General features: G+C 71.6%; 20 protein-coding genes. 7 read left to right on the top strand and 13 right to left on the bottom strand.

The features are described 5' to 3' along the window. The coding region (locus LL648_RS42450) for a hypothetical protein (RefSeq protein WP_374112201.1) at window positions 1-3,062 on the bottom strand (3,062 nt) is incomplete at its 3' end. A gap of 529 nt (window positions 3,063-3,591) precedes the next feature. On the opposite strand from LL648_RS42450, the gene LL648_RS42455 reads away from it, so the two are divergent. After that, window positions 3,592-3,984 carry a YybH family protein gene (locus tag LL648_RS42455; RefSeq protein ID WP_232668661.1) on the top strand — a complete coding sequence of 131 codons (393 nt, stop codon included), beginning with the start codon at window positions 3,592-3,594 and terminating at the stop codon, window positions 3,982-3,984. 53 nt (window positions 3,985-4,037) lie between these two features. Here LL648_RS42455 and LL648_RS42460 read toward each other — a convergent pair whose 3' ends face one another. Further along, on the bottom strand, window positions 4,038-4,772 hold the full coding sequence (locus tag LL648_RS42460) for an SDR family NAD(P)-dependent oxidoreductase (RefSeq protein WP_232668662.1): 735 nt from the start codon (window positions 4,770-4,772) through the stop codon (window positions 4,038-4,040). 100 nt (window positions 4,773-4,872) lie between these two features. Here LL648_RS42460 and LL648_RS42465 point away from each other — a divergent pair, with 100 nt between their 5' ends. Continuing rightward, window positions 4,873-5,484, top strand: a complete 612-nt coding sequence (locus tag LL648_RS42465; RefSeq protein WP_232668663.1) for a TetR/AcrR family transcriptional regulator — start codon at window positions 4,873-4,875, stop codon at window positions 5,482-5,484. Here LL648_RS42465 and LL648_RS42470 read toward each other — a convergent pair. Next, a complete protein-coding gene (locus tag LL648_RS42470; RefSeq protein ID WP_232668664.1) occupies window positions 5,468-6,400 on the bottom strand; it encodes an asparaginase in 933 nt (310 codons plus the stop codon). The genes LL648_RS42465 and LL648_RS42470 overlap by 17 nt on opposite strands. Before the next feature lie 62 nt (window positions 6,401-6,462). Between LL648_RS42470 and LL648_RS42475 the strand changes: the two genes are divergently transcribed. Continuing rightward, a complete protein-coding gene (locus LL648_RS42475; protein WP_232668665.1) occupies window positions 6,463-7,359 on the top strand; it encodes a CAP domain-containing protein in 897 nt (298 codons plus the stop codon). A gap of 167 nt (window positions 7,360-7,526) precedes the next feature. On the opposite strand, the gene LL648_RS42480 is transcribed toward LL648_RS42475, so the two are convergent. Continuing rightward, entirely contained in the window at window positions 7,527-8,099 is a 573-nt protein-coding gene (locus LL648_RS42480) for a TetR/AcrR family transcriptional regulator (RefSeq protein WP_232668666.1), read from the bottom strand. Window positions 8,100-8,185: 86 nt separating this feature from the next. On the opposite strand from LL648_RS42480, the gene LL648_RS42485 reads away from it, so the two are divergent. After that, a complete protein-coding gene (locus LL648_RS42485; RefSeq protein ID WP_232668667.1) occupies window positions 8,186-9,607 on the top strand; it encodes an MFS transporter in 1,422 nt (473 codons plus the stop codon). Between the two features lie 72 nt (window positions 9,608-9,679). Here LL648_RS42485 and LL648_RS42490 read toward each other — a convergent pair whose 3' ends face one another. After that, window positions 9,680-11,008: an aminotransferase-like domain-containing protein gene (locus LL648_RS42490; protein ID WP_232668668.1), complete on the bottom strand. Its 1,329-nt coding sequence runs from the start codon at window positions 11,006-11,008 to the stop codon at window positions 9,680-9,682. Between the two features lie 91 nt (window positions 11,009-11,099). Here LL648_RS42490 and LL648_RS42495 point away from each other — a divergent pair, with 91 nt between their 5' ends. Continuing rightward, on the top strand, window positions 11,100-11,891 hold the full coding sequence (locus LL648_RS42495) for an alpha/beta fold hydrolase (RefSeq protein ID WP_232668669.1): 792 nt from the start codon (window positions 11,100-11,102) through the stop codon (window positions 11,889-11,891). Between the two features lie 102 nt (window positions 11,892-11,993). Here LL648_RS42495 and LL648_RS42500 read toward each other — a convergent pair whose 3' ends face one another. From LL648_RS42500 to LL648_RS42515, 4 genes are read right to left on the bottom strand one after another with little or no spacing between them, the layout of a single operon-like run. Then, complete coding sequence (locus LL648_RS42500) at window positions 11,994-12,803, bottom strand: alpha/beta fold hydrolase (RefSeq protein ID WP_232668670.1); 810 nt, start codon at window positions 12,801-12,803, stop codon at window positions 11,994-11,996. Beyond that, a complete protein-coding gene (locus LL648_RS42505) occupies window positions 12,800-14,548 on the bottom strand; it encodes an FAD-dependent oxidoreductase (RefSeq protein WP_232668671.1) in 1,749 nt (582 codons plus the stop codon). The genes LL648_RS42500 and LL648_RS42505 overlap by 4 nt, the downstream gene beginning before the upstream one ends. Next, on the bottom strand, window positions 14,545-15,414 hold the full coding sequence (locus tag LL648_RS42510; RefSeq protein WP_232668672.1) for an intradiol ring-cleavage dioxygenase: 870 nt from the start codon (window positions 15,412-15,414) through the stop codon (window positions 14,545-14,547). Before LL648_RS42510 ends, LL648_RS42505 begins: the two co-directional genes overlap by 4 nt. Continuing rightward, a complete protein-coding gene (locus LL648_RS42515) occupies window positions 15,407-16,447 on the bottom strand; it encodes a maleylacetate reductase (RefSeq protein ID WP_232668673.1) in 1,041 nt (346 codons plus the stop codon). The genes LL648_RS42510 and LL648_RS42515 overlap by 8 nt, the downstream gene beginning before the upstream one ends. A gap of 69 nt (window positions 16,448-16,516) precedes the next feature. Here LL648_RS42515 and LL648_RS42520 point away from each other — a divergent pair, with 69 nt between their 5' ends. After that, window positions 16,517-17,452, top strand: a complete 936-nt coding sequence (locus tag LL648_RS42520; protein WP_232668674.1) for a LysR family transcriptional regulator — start codon at window positions 16,517-16,519, stop codon at window positions 17,450-17,452. 13 nt (window positions 17,453-17,465) lie between these two features. Beyond that, window positions 17,466-18,032, top strand: coding sequence for a DUF1349 domain-containing protein (locus tag LL648_RS42525; protein WP_232668675.1), 567 nt, complete (start codon window positions 17,466-17,468; stop codon window positions 18,030-18,032). Window positions 18,033-18,221: 189 nt separating this feature from the next. Here the strand turns inward: LL648_RS42525 and LL648_RS42530 are convergent, their stop codons facing one another. The 4 genes from LL648_RS42530 to LL648_RS42545 all read right to left on the bottom strand — a co-directional run bounded on the left by LL648_RS42530 (window position 18,222) and on the right by LL648_RS42545 (window position 20,958). Beyond that, the gene (locus LL648_RS42530) at window positions 18,222-18,920 is read right to left on the bottom strand and encodes a hypothetical protein (protein ID WP_232668676.1); all 699 of its coding nucleotides are present in this window, start codon (window positions 18,918-18,920) and stop codon (window positions 18,222-18,224) included. Continuing rightward, window positions 18,917-19,825, bottom strand: a complete 909-nt coding sequence (locus LL648_RS42535) for an ABC transporter ATP-binding protein (protein ID WP_232668677.1) — start codon at window positions 19,823-19,825, stop codon at window positions 18,917-18,919. The genes LL648_RS42530 and LL648_RS42535 overlap by 4 nt, the downstream gene beginning before the upstream one ends. Continuing rightward, on the bottom strand, window positions 19,822-20,184 hold the full coding sequence (locus tag LL648_RS42540) for a GntR family transcriptional regulator (protein WP_232668678.1): 363 nt from the start codon (window positions 20,182-20,184) through the stop codon (window positions 19,822-19,824). Before LL648_RS42540 ends, LL648_RS42535 begins: the two co-directional genes overlap by 4 nt. 159 nt (window positions 20,185-20,343) lie before the next feature. Further along, on the bottom strand, window positions 20,344-20,958 hold the full coding sequence (locus tag LL648_RS42545; protein ID WP_232668679.1) for a DedA family protein: 615 nt from the start codon (window positions 20,956-20,958) through the stop codon (window positions 20,344-20,346). Window positions 20,959-21,113 lie beyond the last annotated feature (155 nt).

Genomic DNA, 21,113 nt, shown 5'->3' on the forward strand with positions numbered 1-21,113 from the left:
TCGCTGTCACCGCTTGGTGGGCCACGCGCACTCATCGTCGACGCCAGCTCCGACCGCAACGAGTCCAGATCACCACACCCGGACATCGACTCGCACAGCGCGCGAACCGACTCCTCATCAAGCCCCGCACCCGACGGCAACTTCTCGCCGCCGTCACGGGAACGCTTCTTCTCCGAACCCGACGCCTGGATAACCGCACCGAACTCGTCCTGCAACCGCCGCGCCAACCCCGACCCGTCCGACGGGTCACCGGTCGAGAGCACCTCGGTCGCCGCGTCCACGAACCGGTCGATCACACCGCGCTCGGGCACCTGCCCGCCCTCACGCTCGATCGCGCGGTCGGCCAGATCCAACGCCCAGTCCACATCCACCGAGAACCGCTTCGCCGCTTCCCGCGCCACATCCAACGCGCGATCGACAGCAGCACCACGGTCACCGGACGAGGCCGCCTCACGCAGCTCCTCGAAGTCACCACGCATCCGCTCGGGCAACTCACCGGCGCGCTGCGCAACCCCCGCCGCCCACTCCACCGCGTCGCGCGCATCCCGACCGTCCCGGTCGGAGTTGTCGCGCAGCCAGTCACCGAGCTTCTCGCGAACCTCACCCTCGACATCCGCGCCCTTGGCGGCGCGCCCTGCAAGATCCACAGCCCAGTCGACAGTGCCACCCTCAGCAACACCGTCGGTGACCCTGCGCATCCGCTCCACGTCTTCGCCGTCGCGGCCTCGCTCACGGTCGGCGCCGAACTGCCCCGCAAGTCCCTCGGCCCACTCCCGGACGTCGGACTCGATGTCCTCGCCCTTGGCCGCGCGCTCCGCAAGATCACTGGCCCACTCCGGATCAACCGACAAACGGTCGCCCGCCGCACGCGCCAGCTCCAACAAACGATCACGATCGGCAGAGTCAGAAGGATCGGCGCTGCCGCGAGCGCGGTCGCGATCGGCGCCAGAGGCCCCGGCGAGCTCCGCCGCCCACTCCCGGACATCCGCCTCGACGTCCTCACCCTTCGCCGCGCGCTCCGCGAACTCCATCGCACGATCGACGGTCCCGTCGAGCCCCGCCGGCAACCCGTCGGTCATCCCGCGGGCGAACTCCAGCGCGCGCTGAACATCCCCGTCGTCGAAGGCGCGCCCAGCACGCTCCTCGCTCTCCCCGCGGTAGCGCTGCGCAAGATCACTGATCTTCTCGGCGAACTCCTCGCCGTCGGCACCGGACCGCTCCGCCAGACCCGCAACCCACTCCGAGACCTTCTCGCGAACCCCGTTCGCGAACTCCTCCGAGTCACCCTCAGCCGCGTTCCGAGCCAACTCCGGCAGCTCCGCCGAGACCCGCTCACGGATCTCGTCGGCAAGCCCGTCACCATCCGAACCCGCCCGCTTCGCAAGATCAGCAGCCCACTGCGCGACGTCCTCACGGACCCGCTCCGAGTCACCCTCACCCGCACCGCGAACCCACTCCGGCAGCTCCGCCGACACCTGCTCACGGATCTCGTCGGCAAGCCCGTCACCGTCGGAGCCGGCGCGCTCGGCGAGGCCGGCCGCCCACTCGGGAAGATCATCGAGTTGCTCGCGCAGCTCCCCGGTCACACGTTCCCGAATGCTGTCGGCGAGCTCTTCGGAGTTGCGTCCATCGGAGTTCGCCGAGGCGGAGTCGCCGTTCTCCCGAAGACCCGGGAGTCGCTGCTCCACCTCGTCGGAGATCCGGTCGCGGATCTCGTCGGAAAGTCCTTCACCGTCCCGCGTCGCACGCTCGGCAAGATCCGACGCCCAGTCCTTCACCTTCTGCGCAACCTCGGAGTCATCACCATCCGAGTCGGCGTGCTCGCGCACCCAGTCCGGAAGATCCCCGATCTCCGAGGAAACCCGGTCGCGGATGCGATCGGCGATCTCCTCGCCGTCTTCGCCTGCGTTCTCCGAGGCCCACTTGGAGACGTCCTCGGCGAGCTCGGATCCGTCCTTGCCCGCACGCTTCGCAACGTCGTTCGCCCAATCGGAGACGTCGCGCGCGATCTCGCCGTCCTGGCCGTCGTCGGCCTTCTCCGAATCCGAACCGTCCGCGTCGTCGTCGTTGCTGCCGTGCTCGTTCAGCTTCTCCGAGACCCGCTCACGAACCTTCTCCGCGATCTTCTCGCCGTCTTCGCTCGCGCGCTCGGCGATGTCCCCAGAGATGTCACCGGCCCATTCCCGGACGTCGCGCTCGGGCTTCTCCCCAGCACCCTCACTGCCGCCGTCCTCGGAACCGGATTCGCTCTCGTCCGATGCTTCGCCGTTGCGCGCCTGCACCGGCTCGCGACCCTCGTCACTCCTGGCGGAATCATCACGGCCGGAATCCTCTCGACCGGAGTTCTCACGGCCGGAGTCGTCCGAGCTCTTCCGCTCGGTCGCGCGCCACTCGTTCCCGTTATCGCTCTCCCCCTCGGAGCGATCGCCGGAATCCGAGTACTCGCGCTTCCCGGAGTCTTCGTCCTGCTGGCCGTCGTTCGACTGCCACTTGCGGTCCTGCCCGGAGTCGTCCTCCGAGTTGTTGCTCTCCTCCGACTCCTGCGAACGCCAACCCTTGTCGTCGCCCGAGTCGTTGCCCGAGTTCTCGTTGCTCGAGTTCTCGTTGCCCGCGTTGTCGTCCGACCCCTCGTCGTTCGACCGCTCCTCGTTCGAGCCACCGTCGTCGGAGCCGCCGTCGGAACCACCGGAATCACCGGAGCCACCGTCGTCCGAGCCGCCGGAATCACCGCCGCCCGAATCGCCACCCCCGGAATCACCGCCCCCGGAATCACCGGAGTCGCCGCCTTCCGATCCTGCGATGCGCAATCCCGCCGGTCTGTCCTTACCTCCCTTCACCAATCCCGGGGAAGCAGCCATCGGGACCACCACCGCCGCGGATGCCGGCGTCGCCAGCAACGCAGTCCCCATCCACATCGCCGCCACGCCGAACAGCAGACCCACGGTCCAGCGCAGCACTCCCAGCAGTTGCTGCACCGGCGTGAGCCGGAGCCGCACGACGAGCACGCCACCGCCCACGGCAGGGCAGATGCCCTCACCGTGGTGACGATCGTGCGTGCTCATGACGGGTGCGCTCCTGAAGAGAAGATCAGCTGGAAACCGGCTCCGAGAGCCGAATCGGGCGTTGTGCGCGCACAGCGGCGCTTAGGGGTTGATGCGCGTCGCGCCTGTGGCAGCGACCCACCGCGCCGAGCGGGAACAACACACGCTCGGCGGTCCCTGCGGCCACGGCCGGAACGCCGTCACGAGTCAACAGTGACGTGCCCCGACTGACAACCGCTGCCGCCTCCCGAAGAAGGCAACACCAGCATGTAACCACAGATCCACCTGAGCGTCGAGATCCAGGATCCAGAAACGATCGTGACAGCCCCCACCCCCACCCGCGCCCGGCCGGCCCGGCGACGCCCGCACCCCGCCCGACCAGCCCCCACCACCCCCACCCCGGGGGTTGCCAGGAAAGCCACTTTCCTGTCTTCAGGCGCCAGGAAAGCCACTTTCCTGGCAACCCTCTGCGGCGCCCTCCCGTGCCCCGTTTCCCGGGGCCGTCGCGCGGCAGCCTCGCGGCAGGCGCGGATGTTAAGCTGTCTGAGTCATGACGACGTTTCATGACGCTCCCGCCGATCCGGCGCAGGTTCCGATCTACTACGCCGATCTCTTCAACGCCGGCGATCTCGAAGCGCTGGAATCGGCGTTCGAGCCCGATGCGGTGATGATCCCGCAGCCGGGGCAGCCGACCATCGGCGACGCGCGCAGAGCGGCTCTGCGCCATCTCGCGGGCTTCGGACTTCCGATGAAGGCCCGAACCCGCCACACCTACATCTGCGGCGACATCGCACTGCTCGTCGTCGATTGGTCGATGAACGGCCCGACACCGGGCGGATACAACATCGATCTCTCCGGGACGGCGACCGATGTCGTGCGCAGAGGCCCGGACGGTCGCTGGCGTTATGTCATCGACAACCCGTTCGGCGGCGCGACCGGCTAGCCGGGAACACATTCGGCACGGCATACGTGGCCGTGCCGAATGTGCGAGCGCACCTATGCAGCGAACCCGCCGTCGACGGTGATCGTCGTTCCGGTGATGTTCCGCCCGCCGGCGCCGGCGAGATGCGCAACGGTCGCGGCGATATCGTCCGGATCGTTGTACCGCCCGAGCGCGATCTGCGCTCGCTCGTTGTCGGCGTCCGGGCCGTCGGCCGGATTCATGTCCGTGTCGGTCGAACCCGGCGCAACGACCACCGCCGTGATCCCGCGGCCACCGAGATCACGCGCGACACCACGCGTGAATCCCAGCAGCGCCGACTTGCTCGCGGCATAGAGGCTCAGTCCGGCGGACGGGACGCGCTCTGCGAGATTGCTGCCGATCGAGATGATGCGGCCGCCTTCCGTCATGTGCCGCGCAGCCGCCTGCGTTGCCACCACAACGGCCCGAACATGCACGGCGAAGGTTCGGTCGATCTCGTCGACGGTGATCTCGTCGAGCGGTCCATCGGTGAAAATGCCGGCGTTGTTGACCAGGATGTCGATCCGCCCGAGCTCGGCAACGGTTCGCTCGACGGCCGCGACCACACTTTTCGCATCTGCGCTGTCGGCCTGGATCACCACTGCCCTGCGTCCTTCCGCGCGCACCGAATCGGCCGTCGTCGCGGCCAGTTCGTGCGATCTCTCATAGGTGAGCGCAACGTCCGCGCCCTCCTTTGCGAGCCGCTCGACGATCGCCGCGCCGATGCCGCGGCTGCCTCCGGTCACCAGCGCCACCTTGCCCGTGAGCATCCTGGATCCTCGTTTCTGTAGTGATCGGCACAGAAATCAGACCACGGCGTACGATCGGACGTCAAGGACTTGTGTAGCGACCGACACAGAAGGGCCTTCGATGCCACCACGGGGCCGGCCGCGCGGCTTCGACCGCGACGCTGCGCTCGCCGCCGCGATGATCGTTTTCTGGGAGCGCGGCTACCAGTCGGCCTCCATGAGCGAGCTCACCGCGGCCATGGGGATCGGGTCGCCCAGCCTCTACGCGGCGTTCGGCTCGAAGGAGGCGCTCTTCAAGGAAGCCGTCGATCTGTACGAGTCGACGGAGGGCGCATCGGCGGCGCGCGCACTGACCGAGGAGCCGACCGCGAAGGGCGCCGTCGACGCACTGCTGCGCTCCAACGCGCTCGCCTACACCGAGCCCGGCAAGCCTGCCGGATGCATGGTCGTGCTCGCCGTCCCGCACGGCGGCGACGACAACGCGGGCGCCCACGAGTTCCTCGCCGAGCGTCGCCGGCGCGACATCTCGACGCTGTGCGGGCGCGTCGCCGCGGGCATCCGCGACGGCGACGTCCCGCCCGACGCCGACCCGCACGCCGTCGGCAACTTCTACTACACGGTGCTCTACGGGCTCTCGATCCAGGCGCGCGACGGCGCCGGCCGGGCCGAGCTGATCCGGGTCGTGGACAGCGCGATGGACAGCTGGGAGGCCGTCGTCAGCCCGCGAAGATGATCTCTCCGACGGGTTCGCCATGGCCCAGCACCGGCACCCGGCCGAGCTCGTCGGCGCCGTCGACACCCCACCGCCGCAGCACCTCCGCGACGACGACGCGCGCCGCGCGGTGCGCCCCGTCGACGAGCTTCAGCGCCATCGTGCGCCCGTCCGGCAGCGCCGCGGCGAACACACCTTCCGCGCCGTCCTTCGCGATGAGCCCGGGCACGAGCTCCATGAAGCGGGTCGCGTCCCGACCGGTCCCGCCGACGAACCAGGGGTGGTTGCGGAACGCCGTCGCGACGCGGTGCTCGGGGGCGCCCGGCTCGGCGGCCGCGATCCGTCCGTAGGCCCGCGCGAGGCCCGTGACGGTGCACGAGAAGAGCGGCGCCCCGCAGCCGTCGACGCTCACGTGCGCCGGTTCGCCGTCGCCCGTCAACTCGGCCACGGTGGCACGGATCTCGCGCTGCAGCGGGTGCTCGGGGTCGCGGTAGGTCGCGGTGTCCCAGCCCGCCGCGACGCACGTCGCGAGCATCGCCGCGTGCTTCCCGGAGCAGTCCTGCGTGATTGACGCGGCCTTGTTGCCCGCCGCCCGCCACGCGAAAGCGGCCTCGGGGTCGCCCGGCAGGGTCGGGGTGTTCTGCAGGTCTGCCTCGGTGAGCCCGGCGCCGGCGAGGATCCGGCGCGCCCCCTCGACGTGGCCGGGCTCGCCGGCGTGGCTCGCGGCGGCGAGCGCGAGCAGCTCGCCGTCGAGATCGAGGCCGGCGCGGAGCATCGCGACGGCCTGCACCGGCTTGAGCGTCGAGCGGGCGAAGAAGGTGACGTCGGGACGGCCCCTGCGGATGTCGCCGCTCGCGACGAGATGCCCGCGGTGCGCGGACTCCACGAAACCACCGCGCACGACATGCGCGAGAATGTCGGCCTGAGCGTCGATCACGAGCGCCGACGGTACGCGGCGGACCTCGGGAACCCCACCTCGTGCTTTCAAGTTGGACGGTTGTGGTTGCCGACCTCACACCTGGCGCGAACATCGCGATGCCGGACGACAGCGTCGAGGTCGGCCTGCGCGGACCGTTCGACCTCTACGCGCTGGTCGTGAACGGCAACGGCAAGGTCTCCGGCGACGCCGACATGGTCTTCTACAACGCGCCGAGCGCACAGGGTGTCCGGCTGCGCGACGGCACGATCACGGTGACGCCGTCGCGGCTGCGCCGCGGTGCGGCCAGGGTGGTCGTCGTCGCGTCGCCGGAGCGGCTCGGCACGACGTTCGCGGCGCTCCCGCCACCGCACGCCACTCTCGCCGACGCCAGGGGCCGCGCGTTCGCCCGGGTCGTCGCGCCGGCGCTGCGCACGGAGACCGTCCTGCTGCTGGCCGAGGTGTACGAGCGCGGCGGCGGCTGGCGCGTGCGCGCGGTCGGGCAGGGCTACGCCGACGGTCTGGCCGGGCTGGCCCGCGACTTCGGCGTGACCGTCGACGACGAGGGCACGCCCGATGCACCCGGTGCGCCCTCCGACCTCGTGCTGGAGGTGGTCGCCGCCACGAACGTCGAGCGGGCGCGCCACCGCCTGCGCCCGCTGACGGTCGACGCGCGGCTCACCGCGGCGGCGCAGGCGCACACCGAGGACATGGTGCGGCGCGGCTTCTTCGCGCACGAGAACCCCGACGGCAAGCAGGTCTGGGACCGCGCGCTGGCCGCCGGCTACGCGTACCGCAAGGTTGCCGAGAACATCGCCGCCGGCCAGCGGACGGCGGCGGAGGTCGTGCAGGGCTGGATGGACAGCCCGGGGCACCGGCGCAACATCCTCGACGGCGACCTGACCCAGATCGGCGTCGGCCACGTCCCCGGCGGCTCCTACGGCGTCTACTGGACGCAGGTGTTCGGCACGCCGCGCTAGCGCGCCCCGCTCCGCCGCAAGGGCAGGAAAGCCACCAGCACGGCCCGACCGTTCGGCACACCGCGGACCTCTCCGCACACGAGTGCCCCCGTTGACAACGACGTTCTGGTCGTTTGTTAGCGCTCACAACAGCCAGAACGTCGTTGTCGACGGTTACCCGGTCCCGGTCACGAGCGCCGGCGGATGCCCTCCACCACGTAGCCGAGCAGCCGGTCGGCCTGCGTGCTGCGGTCCGCGCCGTACTTCTCCGACGCGAGCGCGACGCCGTTGGTGAGGCCGAGCAGGTCCTTGGGCGTCACGTCGGGGAGGACGGTGCCCGCCTCCTGCGCGCGCTCGAGCAGCAGCTGAGCGGTCTCGGCCATCGCGTGGTGGCAGCCGGTCACCACCACGCCCTTGGTGCCGTCGTCGTTCAGCAGCGCCGCGCCGATGCCCCGGTACGAAGAGAGGTGCTCGGCCATCAGCCGCATCCACGCAGCGAGCGCCTCGAACGGCGGCTCCTCGGTGGCGAGCGCCTCACCGCGGGCGATCAGCTCGCCGACCCTGTCCTCGAAGACCGCCTCGAGCAGCGCCGTGCGGTTCGGGAAGTGCCGGTAGAGGGTGCCGGACCCGACGCCGGCGTGGCGCGCGATGTCGTCGAGCGACGCGTCGACGCCGTGCTGCGCGAACGCCTCGCGGGCAACTGCCAGCAGCTGCTCGTAGTTGCGACGCGCATCGGCGCGCATCGGTCGGGCCGGGTTCATGCCATCCACTGTCCCACTAGCTAAACGGGGACTGTCTCCGTATAGTTTCCGGGGACAGTCTCCGAATAGTACCGCGAAGGACCAGGATGACCGAGCAATCGCTCGCAGCTCCCTCCGCTGCACGCAGCGGAACCCGCGCCACCACGGCGCTCCTCGTGCTTGCCTCCTGCCAGCTGATGGTCGTGCTCGACGCGACCGTCGTGAACGTCGCGCTCCCCGCCATCCAGACCGAGCTCGGCTTCTCGCCCACCGGACTCTCGTGGGTCCTCAACGCGTACGCGATCACCCTCGGCGGCCTCCTGCTGCTGGGCGGCCGGGCCGGCGACCTCTTCGGCCGCCGCCGGATGTTCACCGCGGGCATCGCCGTCTTCACGGTGGCCTCGCTGCTCGGCGGGTTCGCCTTGGACCCGTTCACCCTGCTCGCCGCCCGGGTGCTGCAAGGCGTCGGCGCGGCCGCCGCGGGCCCGAACGCGCTCGCGCTGCTCATGGTGACCTTCAGCGAACCGCGCGCACGGGCGCGCGCGCTCTCCGTCTGGGCCGCGGTCTCCAGCGTGGGCGGCTCGATCGGGCTCATCCTCGGCGGGCTGCTCACCGAGAGCATCTCGTGGCGATGGGTGCTCTTCATCAACGTCCCCATCGGCATCGTGCTGCTGCTGATGATCAGGCACGCCATCCCCGTGACCGAGGGCGCGCGCGGCCGCGTCGACGTGGCGGGCGCGCTGACCTCGACGGCCGGGATGACGGCGCTCGTCTACGCCTTCGTCCGCGTCGGCTCCGACGGCTGGGCCGACCCGGTTGCGATCGGGGCGTTCGTCGTCGCCGCGCTGGCGTTGACGTTGCTGGTGCTCATCGAGCGGCGGGTCGCGGAGCCGGTGCTGCCGCTCTCGCTCCTCGCCGACCGGGCACGCGCGACCGGGTTCGTCTCGCTGGCGCTCGCCGTCTCCGCGATGTTCGGCACGTTCTTCTTCCTCACCCAGTACCTGCAGGTCGTGATGGGCTTCGCCCCGCTGCTGACCGGCGCCGCGTTCCTGCCGCTGACCCTGGGGATCCTGGTGATGTCCCGGCTGCTGCCGAGGATCGTCGCGAGGTGGGGCACCGGGATCCCGCCGATCGTCGGGGCGACGTTCGTGCTGATCGGGTCGCTGCTGCTCAGCACGCTCGACGCGGGCAGCTCGTACGCCGCGCACCTGCTCGCGCCGATGATCCTGCTCGGTGTCGGCGCCGCCTCGATGATCATGCCGCTCACGATGATCATCCTGGGGAGCGTGCCCCGGACGGAGTCGGGCGCGGCGTCCGGGCTGATGCAGACCGTGCAGCAGACCGGCGGCGCCATCGGGGTCTCGGTCCTCGTCACCGTGTTCGGCCTGGTCAGCAGCAACCGACCCGACGCACCGCTCGCCGCGCAGCTCACCAGCGGCGTCGGGGCCGTCTTCCTGACGACGGCGGCGTTCGCCGCGGCCGTCCTCGCCCTCCGCGTCGCCGCACTCGTCCGCCCGAACACCCGCTGACGAACTTCCCCACCGTTTTGCCCATCTACACACCCGCAAGGGCGTGCAGGTTGGCAAAACGGTGGGGAACTTCTACTCCAGCCCGTCGGCGTCGGGGGCGCCGCGCGCCAGCTCGGCGAGCGTGTCCAGGGCGGCCACCAGAACGGGGATCGGCGGCACCGAGAGCGCGACCCGCACGGCGTTCGGCGCGTGGCCGGTGCCGGGTGTGAAGGCCGCCGCCGGGGTGATCGCGATGCCCCGGCGCGCGGCGGCCGCGACGAACGTCTCGGCGCGCCACGGCGAGGGCAGCTCCCACCAGCAGTGGTACGCGGCCGGGTCGGCGTGCAGGGCGAAGCCGGCCAGCCGCTCCCGGACGAGCCGCTGGCGCTGCGCCGCGTCGAGCCGCTTGGCTTCCTGGACCTCGGCGAGCGTCCCGTCGGTCGCCCAGCGGGTCGCCGCGGCGAGCGCGAACGACGGCGCCGTCCAGCCGCCGCTGCGCAGCGCCGCGGCCATCCGGTCGACCAGCGGAGCCGGCGGGACCAGGTAGCCGACCGTCAGCCCGGGGGCGATCCGCTTGGACAGGCTGTCGACCACCACCGTCCGGTCCGGGACGAAGGAGACGAGCGGCGGCGGCCCTTCGCGCAGGAACGCGTAGATGGTGTCCTCGACGGCCGGGAGGTCGAGCTCCTCCAGCACCGCCGCGATCTCGCGGCGGCGCTGCGGCGACATAGTGACGCCGAGCGGGTTGTGCACGGTCGGCTGCAGGTAGACCGCCTTAAGCGGGCCGGCGGCCGCGACGGCGTCGGGACGCAACCCGTCGTCGTCCATCGCGAGCGGGACGAGCTCGATACCCAGCCGCGCCGCGATGCCTCGCGCCACCGGGTACGTCAGCGCCTCCACCCCGAGCCGGCCCCCGACGGGGACGAGCGCGGCGAGCGCGGCTGCGATCGCCTGCCGGCCGCTGCCGGCGAACAGGATCTGACCAGGATCCGGCGCCCATCCGGGGCGCGCGAGCACACCCGCCGCGGCGGCCCGTGCGGCCGGGTTCCCGGTTGCGACGGCAGGCACGAGCGTCGCGCCGAGCGCGTCGGGGCGCAGCAGGCCGTCGAGCGAGCGCGCCAGCAGCGCACCCTGCTCGGGCAGCACCGGGAAGTTCAGCTCCAGGTCGACACGGGCCGCCTGCGGCTCGGCGAGCGCAGGATCCGCGCCCGGACGGCCGGACCGGACGAAGGTGCCGCGCCCGACCTCGCCGGCCGCCAGCCCGCGCCGCACCAGCTCGCCGTAGACCCGCGACGCCGTCGAGACGGCGATCCCGCGGTCGCGCGCGAACCGCCGCTGGGTCGGCAGGCGGTCGCCGGGGCGCAGCCGTCCGGCCGCGATCTCGGCCGCCAGGTCGTCGGCGATCAGCCGGAAGTCGTCCACGATTGCTCCGAGCACATTGTCAGTATTGATTCGAGCAGTTGCACCGAGCATGGTGGATGTGTCAACCCCTGGTCGATCGGAGCAAGCACTCATGCACACCGTCACACTCGGCACCACGACGCTGGCCTTCGACGACATCGGCGCCGGCTCCGGCACGCCGTTGCTGCTGGTGCACGGGCACCCGTTCGACCGCTCGATGTGGGCGCCGCAGATCGAGGGGTTCCGCGGCGCCCACCGGGTGATCGGGCCCGACCTGCGCGGCTACGGGGCCAGCCCCGGCGCCGTCCCGCAATGGAGCGCGTTCGCCGACGACCTGGCCACGCTCCTCGACGTGCTGCGGGTCGAGCGGGCCGTCGTGGTCGGGCTCTCGATGGGCGGGCAGATCGCGATGGACCTGCAGCGGCGGCACCCGGACCGGGTCGCGGGGCTGCTGCTCGCCGACACCACCGCGGCCGTCGACGCGGACCCCGCGGCGCGGGTCGCGACCGCCGACCGCCTCGAACGCGACGGCATGGACCCGTACGCCGTCGAGGCGCTCTACCGGATGGTGCGGCCCGACGCGCCGCCGCGTGTTGCCGAGCACGTGCTGGAGATGATGCGCGGCACCGACCCGCGCGGCGCGGCGGCGGCGCAGCGGGCGCGGGCGGCGCGGCCCGACTACCGCAGCTCGCTCGGGGCCGTCGACGTGCCCACCGTCGTCGTGGTCGGGACGGAGGACGACTACACCCCGATCCGCGACGCGCAGGAGATCGCCGACCGGGTGCCGGGCGCCGAGCTCGTCGTGATCGACGGGGCGGCGCACCTGCCGCCGCTGGAGCAACCGGCGGCCTTCAACGCGGCCGTGGCCCGGCTCCTGGCGCGAACCGCCGCACACGCAGCGTAACCACGCTCGCGCGTGCGTGAGTTGCCAGGAAAGCCACTTTCCTGTCCCCACAGGACAGGAAAGTGGCTTTCCTGAACTCCCCCGGCCGCGTCGAGGGCGAGGTCAGCGCGCCAGGTGGTTGCGGACGGTGAGGAGCCAGCGGTCGGGTTGTTCGATCTGCGGCGTGTGGCCCGCTCCCGCGACGACGACGAGCCGGGCGCCGGGGATGCCGGCGGCGAGCACGCGGGCGGGGCGGCGCAGGAGGTGGTCGCGCGCCCCGACCATGACGGTGGTGGGGCACGTGATCCGCGCCAGCTCGCCGCGCAGCGACGGGTGGCGGGTCATCGCCCGCCCCAGCGCCGTGAACGCGACGGGATCGACGCCGGCCATCGCGGCGAGCTGCCGCTGCCGGAGCAGGTTGCCGACACCCCGCCCGGACGATCCCGGCAGCCACCCCACCAACCCGGCGACCGGCACCATCCCGTGCCGCCTGACCAGCACCGACGACGCCGCCAGCACGGCCGAGGTCAGCATCGGCGCCGTCGGGTCGGCCGCCGTGTCCATCAGCACCAGCGAGCGCACGGCGTCGGGGCGGGCCAGCGCGAGCCGCATCGCGAGCACCCCGCCCATCGAGTGCCCGACGACGTCGACCCGCTCGATGCCTTGGTCGTCCACCACCGCCTCCAGGTCGGCGGTGAGCGCGTCGAGCGTGTATGCCGCGGCGTCGCCGAACGCGCTGCTCGCGCCGTGCCCCCGGTGGTCGTAGGCGATCACCGGACGGTCGGCGGCGAGCCCGGGCAGCACGGCGTCCCAGTCGGCGACGCTGCCGAGGTAGCCGTGCACGAGCAGCACCGGCGCCGCCGCGGACGACCCGGGTTCGGGCCCGGCCCGCACGCAGTGCAGCAGCGCGTCCCCGACCCGAACCGTCGTCACCTGCTCAGGATGCCCGTCATGACGTCGACGAGCGCTCCGGTCGGGTCGTCGGGCAGTGCGGTGGCTCGCCACGCGACGTGGTTGTCGGGCCGGACGAGCACCGCGCCGTGCTCGGGGACCTCGCGGGCGCGCGCCCAGTCGTTGTAGAGGTCGATGTGCGGCTGGCCAGGCCCGATGACGTGCGCAGTCAGCGGGACGTCCAGCTCGGCGGCGGCCTTGGACGCCGCGTCCGCCCACGCCGTCCCGGCGATCCCGGTCAGCAGCGTGAACTGCCCCTTGCCGGTGATGTCGTGCGTCGACACCCGCTGGCCGGTCGGGGTGCCCAGCCAGACGTGCGGCAGACGGTGCCCGGGGCGGGTGTGCGGGTGGTAGTGCAGCTCGGGGTCACGGTCCGCGGCGGGCTCGGCGGTGCCGTCGGCGACCATCGCCGTCGACGCGTAGCGGTGGTCGAGGTCGACGCCGTGCGCGTTGAACTCGTAGTCCTTCAGGTCCAGCGCGTCCGCGAGCGCGGCGCGCTGTGCGGCGGCGCTCGGGGTGTTCTGCGTGCGCGCGGCGATGTGCGCGTTCATGAGGTCGGGGTCGCTCTCCCCGGTGATGCCCAGCGCGTCGAAGATCGGCCCGAACTCCTCGATGCTCTTGTTCGCGCGCAGCACGATCTGCCGCCCGATCGGGGCGCGCTCGCTGCTGTAGGTGTCCAGCAACGCTTCCCCGGCCTGGCCGCGCAGGACGTACGCGAGCTTCCAGGCGAGGTTGTAGGCGTCCTGGATGGAGGTGTTGGAGCCCAGCCCGTTCGACGGCGGGTGGCGGTGCACGGCATCGCCGGCGCAGAACACCCGCCCCGACTGGTAGTGCGTCGCGTACATCTTGTTGTTGCCCCACAGCGAGGTGGAGCGGATGGTCACCGGGATCGACGAGTCGCCGACGAGCTCGTGCACGATGTTGATCGCGGCCTGGTCGTCGATGACGGGCGGCGGCTGGTTGATGTCGTAGCCCCAGACGACGAGCCACTCGTTCCACGGCCGCACCATCCGCACCAGGCCCAGCCCGATCCCGCCGATGTCCGCGCCCGGCTGCAGCACCCAGTACAGGACCGACGGCCGGTGCGCGACGTACCGCGAGAGGTCGGCGTGGAACACGATGTTCATCGACCCCGCGATGTCCATCTGCCCCTCGAACGGCAGCCCGATGTCGGCGGCGATCTGCGAGCGGCCGCCGTCGGCGCCGATCACGTACTTCGCCCGGATCGTCGACTCGCGCCCGGAGACGCGGTCCCGCACCCGCACCGACACCCCCGTGTCGTCCTGGGTCAGCGACAGGTACTCGGTGTCGAAGCGGATCCGCGAGCCGCGCGCGGCGGCGTGCCCGATGATGATCGGCTCGAGCAGCGTCTGCGGGATGTCGCAGTTCGACGACGCCGACGCCGCCTGGTAGTCCGACGCCCGGCCGGGGGCGGTCTCCCAGGTCCGGACCCGGCCGATCTCGTCGCCGGCCAGGCTGGTGCAGAACACCGTCTCGCCCATCAGCTCGTGCGGTGTGGCCTGCGCCAGCACGTCGGCCTCGATGCCGAGGTCGCGGAAGATCTCCATGGTGCGCTGATTGGTGATGTGCGCGCGCGGGGTGTCCGCCGTCCACCGGTACTTCGTGATGACGACGTGCTCCACCCCCAGCGTGGCGAGCGCCAACGCCGCGCCACCCCCGGCCGGGCCACTCCCGACCACCAGCACATCCGTCTCGATATCGGTCACGCCGACCCCTCCAGGACGATGTCGAACTGCACGCTGCTCCACGGTCCGGCCATTTCCTTGCCGTCGGGCGCGGTGCCGGGACCGTGCTCGACGAAGTCCACGACGAGGCTCTCCTTGACGCCGAACACGGCGTCGCGATCGAGGTGCTCGTCGCCGGCGACGAAGATATGGGTGATCAACGTGCGGTAGCCGGGCGCGTCGACCTTGAAGTGCAAATGGGCAGGTCGCATCGAGCCGCGGCTGGTCGCGGCGAGCAGGTCGCCGACGGGCCCGTCGTCCGGGATCCCGTACGAGGAGGGCAGCACCGACCAGAACCGGTACTCACCGTCCGGTCCGGCCGCGAGCCACCCGCGACCGGCGGTCCGGTCGCCCTCGTACTGCACGTCGTACAGACCGTCCTCGTCGGCTTCCCACACCTCGATGCGCGCGCCGGCGATCGGTGCGCCGTCGGTCGAGGTCACGGTGCCCGACACCCAGCACGGCCGGCCCTTGGCGCCGTGCGCGATGTCCCCGCCGAGCTGCACCTGCGGCGCGTTCTCCACGAAGAACGGGCCGAACACGGTCGACTCGGTGGCCGCGGCCGACGCCGGCGCGTTGATCCCGACGGTCAGCATCGAGAGTCCCAGCACGTCGGAGAGCAGGATGAACTCCTGCCGACGGTCGTCGGTGATGTGCCCGACCCTGGTGAGGAAGCCGATCCCGGCCTCCCACTCCTCCTGCGTCAGCCGCACCTCGCGCGCGAACGCGTGCAGGTGCCGGGTGAGGCTCTGCACCACCTCGCGCAGCCGCTCGTCCTTCGTCTCCGCGAAGCTCGCGACCACCTCGTCGGTGACCGCCTGCTCGCGACGGGCCTGCTCGTCAGCCATCGTCCCCTCCCGCCCACGCGGCCCGGACGAGCCGCTCCATCGCCCCGCCACCGACGGGCACCGGGTTGTCCTTGGGTACGGCCGGCTCGGTGAGCGCGGCGGCCTCGGCGATCTGGTCCTCGCGCAGGCCCAGTTCGCGCAGCCCGTGCGGCACGCCGAGCTCGTCGGCGAGCTCCCGCAGCGCGCGCACCGGGTCGTCGACGCCGAACGCCCGCGCCAGCCGGGTGCCGGCCTCCGGCGCGCCGGGCGCGTTGAACGCCAGCACGTGCGGGAGCACAACGGCGTGCGTCTGCGCGTGCGGCAGGTCGAACGTGCCGCCGAGCACGTGGCACAGCTTGTGGTGCAACCCGCCGCCGGTGACCGCGAACGCGCTCGCGGTCAACCACGCGCCGCGCAAGAGGGACGCGGGCTCGCTCCCGCGCAGGCCGGCCGTCAGGTCGCGCACGCCGTCCTCGGCGAGGACGCTGCTCACGGGGTTGCGGCCGGGCGCCCACATCGCCTCGACGCCGTGCGCCATCGCGTTGAGCCCGCTCGCGACGGCGAGCCCGGTCGGCAGCGTCGCGGTCAGGTCGGGGTCGTAGACGACCACCTTCGGCAGGACGGCCAGGTCGGTGCCCGTGGACTTGCGGCCGTCCTCGGTGAGCCCCCAGACGGCCGTGACCTCCGAGCCGGAGTACGTCGTCGGCACGGCGATGATCGGGATGCGGGCGGTGAGCGCCACCGCCTTCGCGGCGCCGATCGTGGAGCCGCCGCCGATGCAGAGCAGCGCGTCGGCGCCCACCTCCGCCGCCGCGGCCCGCGCAGCCTGCGCCGTCGCGATCGGGACGTGCTCGCGCACCGCGGTGAACGTGCCCGCGACCCGCTCGGCCAGCGGCTCCACCAGCTCACCGACCCGCTCCGCGTCGCGGTCGGAGGCCACGACCAGCAGCGCTCCCGCACCGAGCCGCACGACCTCCGACGCCAGCCGGGTCCGTGCCGTGCCGGGCCCGAAGACGATCCGCGCGGGCAGCGCGTCGTACGTGAAGGCGTGCACAGCGTCACCTTCCAGCCTCGCCAGACATTCGTCCAATACCGGTTATGAAGGTGAGCCATACACTGGGCCATGGATCTGCGTCAGCTGCGCTACTTCCTCGCCGTCGCCGAGGAGCGGTCGGTCACCCGCGCCGCCGCTCGGCTGCACCTCACCCAGCCGCCGCTCTCGGCGCAGCTCGCCAGGCTGGAGAGCGAGCTCGGGGTGCCGCTGTTCGTGCGGCACCGCCGCGGTGTCGACCTCACCGATGCCGGACGCCAGCTGGTCGAGCACGCGCGGCGGCTGCTCTCCGACGTGGAGACTGCGACCGACGCCGTCCGCCGGACCGGGCAGGGCCGCAGCGGCCGGCTGACGCTGGCGTTCGTCCCGTCCGTCGTGTGGTCGGGGCTGGCCGAGCTGCTGCGCCGCTTCCACGACCGGCGGCCCGACGTCGAGCTGCGGTTCCTCGAGGCGCGCACCGACGCCGTCACCGAGCACGTCCGGGCGGGCCGAGCCGACCTCGGGATCGTCAACCTCCCGCCGGGCGGCGCGGGCGAGGGCGTCGGCCCCGACCTCGACGCCGCTGTGATCCGCCGCGAACCGATGGTCGCGGTGCTGCCGCGGGAACGGGCCGGCGTCGAGCGGGTCGACCTCGCCGAGCTCGCCGGCGAGCCGTTCCTCTGCCCCGCCATGCCGGGGTGGGGCGGGCTGACCCGGCACATCGTCGGCGCCTGCCGGCTGTCCGGGTTCGAGCCCCGGCTGCGCGAGGTCGATCTCGTGCAGACCGTGGTCGCGCTCGTCGGGGCCGGGTTCGGGGTCTCGGTGCTGCCGGCCTCCGTCGAGCGGGTCTGCGGCACCGAGGCCGTCACGCGGCCGCTCGCCCGGCCGGTACCCGTCGTGGAGACGGCGTTGCTGCGACGGCGGGCCGAGCCGCCGAGCCCGCCGGTGCAGCGGTTCCTCCGGATGGCGCTGGACACCCCTGAGCCGGACGCGCTGGGCCCGGCCTTTGCCAGGCCAATCGGCGGGTGATGAGGTTGCGCGCATGAAGTGGAACGAGGGCGCCTGGCTGAACCCGCCCGCACGTGTGGTGCCCGACGGCGACGACCTGCTGGTCACCGCGGCCCGCGGCAGCGACTTCTGGCGCACGACGTCGTACGGGTTCGTGCACGACACCGGCCACGCGCTGCTCGTCGGCTTCCCCGACGGCTGCGCGGCCGAAGTGACGTTCGTGCTCGACTTCGACGGCCCGTTCGACCAGGCCGGCCTGCTGGTGTGGGCGGGGGCGGCGCAGTGGACCAAGGCGGTCGCGGAGATCAGCGACGGCCTGGCGCAGATCGGCGCCGTCGTCACGGACGAGGTGTCGGACTGGTCGACCGCGCCCGTCCCGGAGTGGGACGGGCGGGAGGTGACGGTGCGGGCGAGCCGGTCGGGCGACGCGCTGACGGTCCGGGCGCGGGTCGACGCCGAACCGTGGCGGCTGGTGCGCCTCGCGCCGCTGCCGGCGGGTGACCTGCGCGTGGGACCGCTCGTCTCGGCGCCGGAACGCGACGACCTCACCGTCCGCTTCACCCGCTTCGAGCTGGGGCCGGCCGACGCGTCGGTGCACTGACCGATCCAGACGCCCCGGGACGGTCGAAGTGTTGCCAGGAAAGCCACTTTCCTGGCACCACAGGACAGGAAAGTGGCTTTCCTGGCACCCCCGCGGCGCGCAAGCGAGGACAGCAAAGCCACTTTCCGGCCCCCACAGGGCAGGAAAGTGGCTTTGCTGCCCTCCCCCCAGACCCCCTCCAGGGGACGTCTACGGGACGGCGCGGCGGATGGCCAGGTAGCCGCCGGCCCCGAGCACCACCGCGATGAGCAGCGGGTAGCCGGCGAGCAGCGCCACCGTCGGCGTGGTGGCGAAGAAGGAGCCGACTGCGGGCCACAGCTGGCCGAGCGTGATCAGGACGACGGCCGCGAAGACGACCAGCGATGCGCCGATGCCCATCACGTAGACGCCGGACTGGCCCCAGCGCTTGAACACCACCCCGCCGAACACCCCGATCGCCGAGAGCGCGATGAACGGCACCGTGAACACCAGGAACTGCAGCACCAGGTTGTCCTGCACGAGGAACGGCAGGCTGAAGAACCGCATCGAGATGCCCCAGCCGTTCGTGAGCTGCTCCAGCAGCATGAACAGGGTCAACGCCACCCCGAAGATCGCTGCCTGGCCCGCGACCACGAGCGCGGTGGCGGCGTAGAACGTCCGCCGCGTGACGCTGAGCCCCATCGCGAAGGGGAAGACCTGCGTGATCGACTGCAGGTGCGAGATGGCCATCACGATGTAGATCGAGATCAGCGCGCCGGTCGTCCGGTTGTCGGTCGAGGTCTGATTGCCGAGGAGGCCGAACAGCGTGAAGTTGATGACGAAGGTGAGGCCGAGGATCGCGACGGGCCACGCGAGCAGGCCGATCCAGTTGACGGTCTGGATCCGGACGACGTCGATGACGTGCTTCATCGGGCACTCCCTTCCGCGCCGGCCGCGACGGGCTGGCCGTTGCGTGCGTCCCCGCGCTGGGTGGTGCGCACGACGAGCTGTTGCAATGAAACGGGCTCGAACTCCAGCCCGGCGACGGCCGGACGTTCCGGGGCGCCGGCGACGGTGGCCCGCAGGTACCCGCCGAGCTGCTCGCGGTGCAGGACGTCGCGGCCGGCGACGAACGTCTCGACGGCAGAGACCGGCCCGGTGACCGTCACGGCCTCCCTGCGCAGGGCCTCGGCGTCGGAGTCGATCAGGATCCGGCCCTTGTCGATCACGATGACCCGCTCGATGAGGTCGCTGACCTCGTCGATCAGGTGCGTCGAGAGCACGATCGTGCGCGGGTGCTCGGCGTAGTCGAGGAGCAGGCGGTCGTAGAACAGCTGCCGCGCGACGGCGTCGAGGCCGAGGTACGGCTCGTCGAAGAAGGTCAGCGGCGCGCGCGAGGCCATCCCGATGATCACCCCGACGGCCGAGAGCATCCCCCGCGACAGCTTCTTGATCGTCCGGTTGGTCGGCAGCTGGAACTCGTCCAGCAGGTCCTTGGCGAAGTCGGCGTCCCAGTTGGGGAACACGAGCTCCGCGGCGCGCAGCGCGTGCCTGACCTTGAAGCCGTCCGGGTACTTCTGGCTCTCCTTGATGAAGCAGACGTTGCGCAGCACGGCGGCGTTCTCGTACGGGTGCTGCCCGAACACCTCGACCGTGCCGGCCGTCTCGAACCCCTGCGCGGTGAGGATCTGCATCGCCGTGGTCTTGCCGGCGCCGTTGCGGCCCAGCAGGCCGTGGATCGTGTTCTCGGCCAGCTCGAAGCTCACGTCGTCGAGTGCGGTGACGTCGCGGTAGCGCTTCGTCACTCCGATCATCCTGGCAACGGGCGTGCTCATTCGTCTTCCCCCCAGACGTCCACCATCTTCTTGATCTGCTCGGTGTCGATGCCGAGCTTGCGCGCCTCCTCCAACAGGGGCGCCACGAAGAGCTGCGCGAACTCCTCGCGCCTGCGCTCGAGCAGGACGCTGCGGGCTCCAGCCGCGACGAACATGCCGATCCCTCGTCTCTTGTAGAGGATGCCGTCGGCCACGAGCTGGTTGACACCCTTTGCCGCGGTGGCCGGGTTGATCCGGTGGAAGGCCGCAAGCTCGTTGGTCGAGGGGACCTGCGCCTCCTCGGGCAACGAACCGTCCACGATCGACCCCTCGATCTGCTCCGCGATCTGCAGGAAGAGCGGCCGACCGTCGTCCTTCACCCGGAGCTCCGGTAAGTCGGTTCGTTACTCATGTAGCTAACCATGCAAGCCACGGACCCAGAAGTCAAGCGGGGCGCTCAGGGGTTGCCTGGAAAGCCACTTTGCCGGCGTCAGGCGCCGGGAAAGGGGCTTTCCAGGCGTACGGGGAGGGCTGCTCGCCTACTGCGAGGTGTTGGCGCGGTTCGTGCGGGTCTTGCGCACCACCAGCCAGATCAGGCCGACGGCCAGGAGGCCGAGCACCACCCAGGTGACCGGGCCCAGCCAGCCCTCGACCTGGCTCCACCTCTCGCCGAGCAGCCAGCCGATGTAGAGGAAGGCGGCGTTCCAGACGCCGCTGCCGATCGTCGTGAGCACGATGAACCGCGGCAGCGGCATGCCCGCGACGCCCGCCGGGATGGACACGGCGCTGCGCAGGAAGGGGACGCACCGGCCGAGCAGCACGACCTTGCCGCCGTGCCGGTCGAACGCCTTGTGCCCACGATCGATATCGCCCTGGCTGGCGAAGACGAACCAGCGGTGCCCGGCCAGCGCGTGCAGGCGGTCGTAGCCGAGCCACGCGCCCAGCCCGTAGAGGGCGAGCGCGCCGAGCACTGACCCAGCGGTCGCGGCAGGCCAGACGGTGACGGCGTTCAACGCGCCGGTGCTCACCCGGAACCCGGCGAGCGGCAGCACGACCTCCGACGGGATCGGCGGGATCAGGTTCTCGAGCAGGATCAACAACCCCACGCCGAGCGCACCGAGCCTGTCGACGATCGAGAACACCCAGTCGGCCACAACCTCACTGTGCCCGATTTGTCGGGCGGCCTAATCCTGCGTCACCGGACGGGCGTCGTAGCGTAGGTGCCTCAAGGAAGATCGTCGAAGGAGCACCCGATGTCGCGCGACCCCTACGCCGAACTCCCCCCGGTCCCGTCCTTCACCCTCACCAG

Origin of the sequence: Pseudonocardia sp. TRM90224, assembly GCF_021245725.1 — a bacterium.
GTDB lineage: Bacteria > Actinomycetota > Actinomycetes > Mycobacteriales > Pseudonocardiaceae > Pseudonocardia.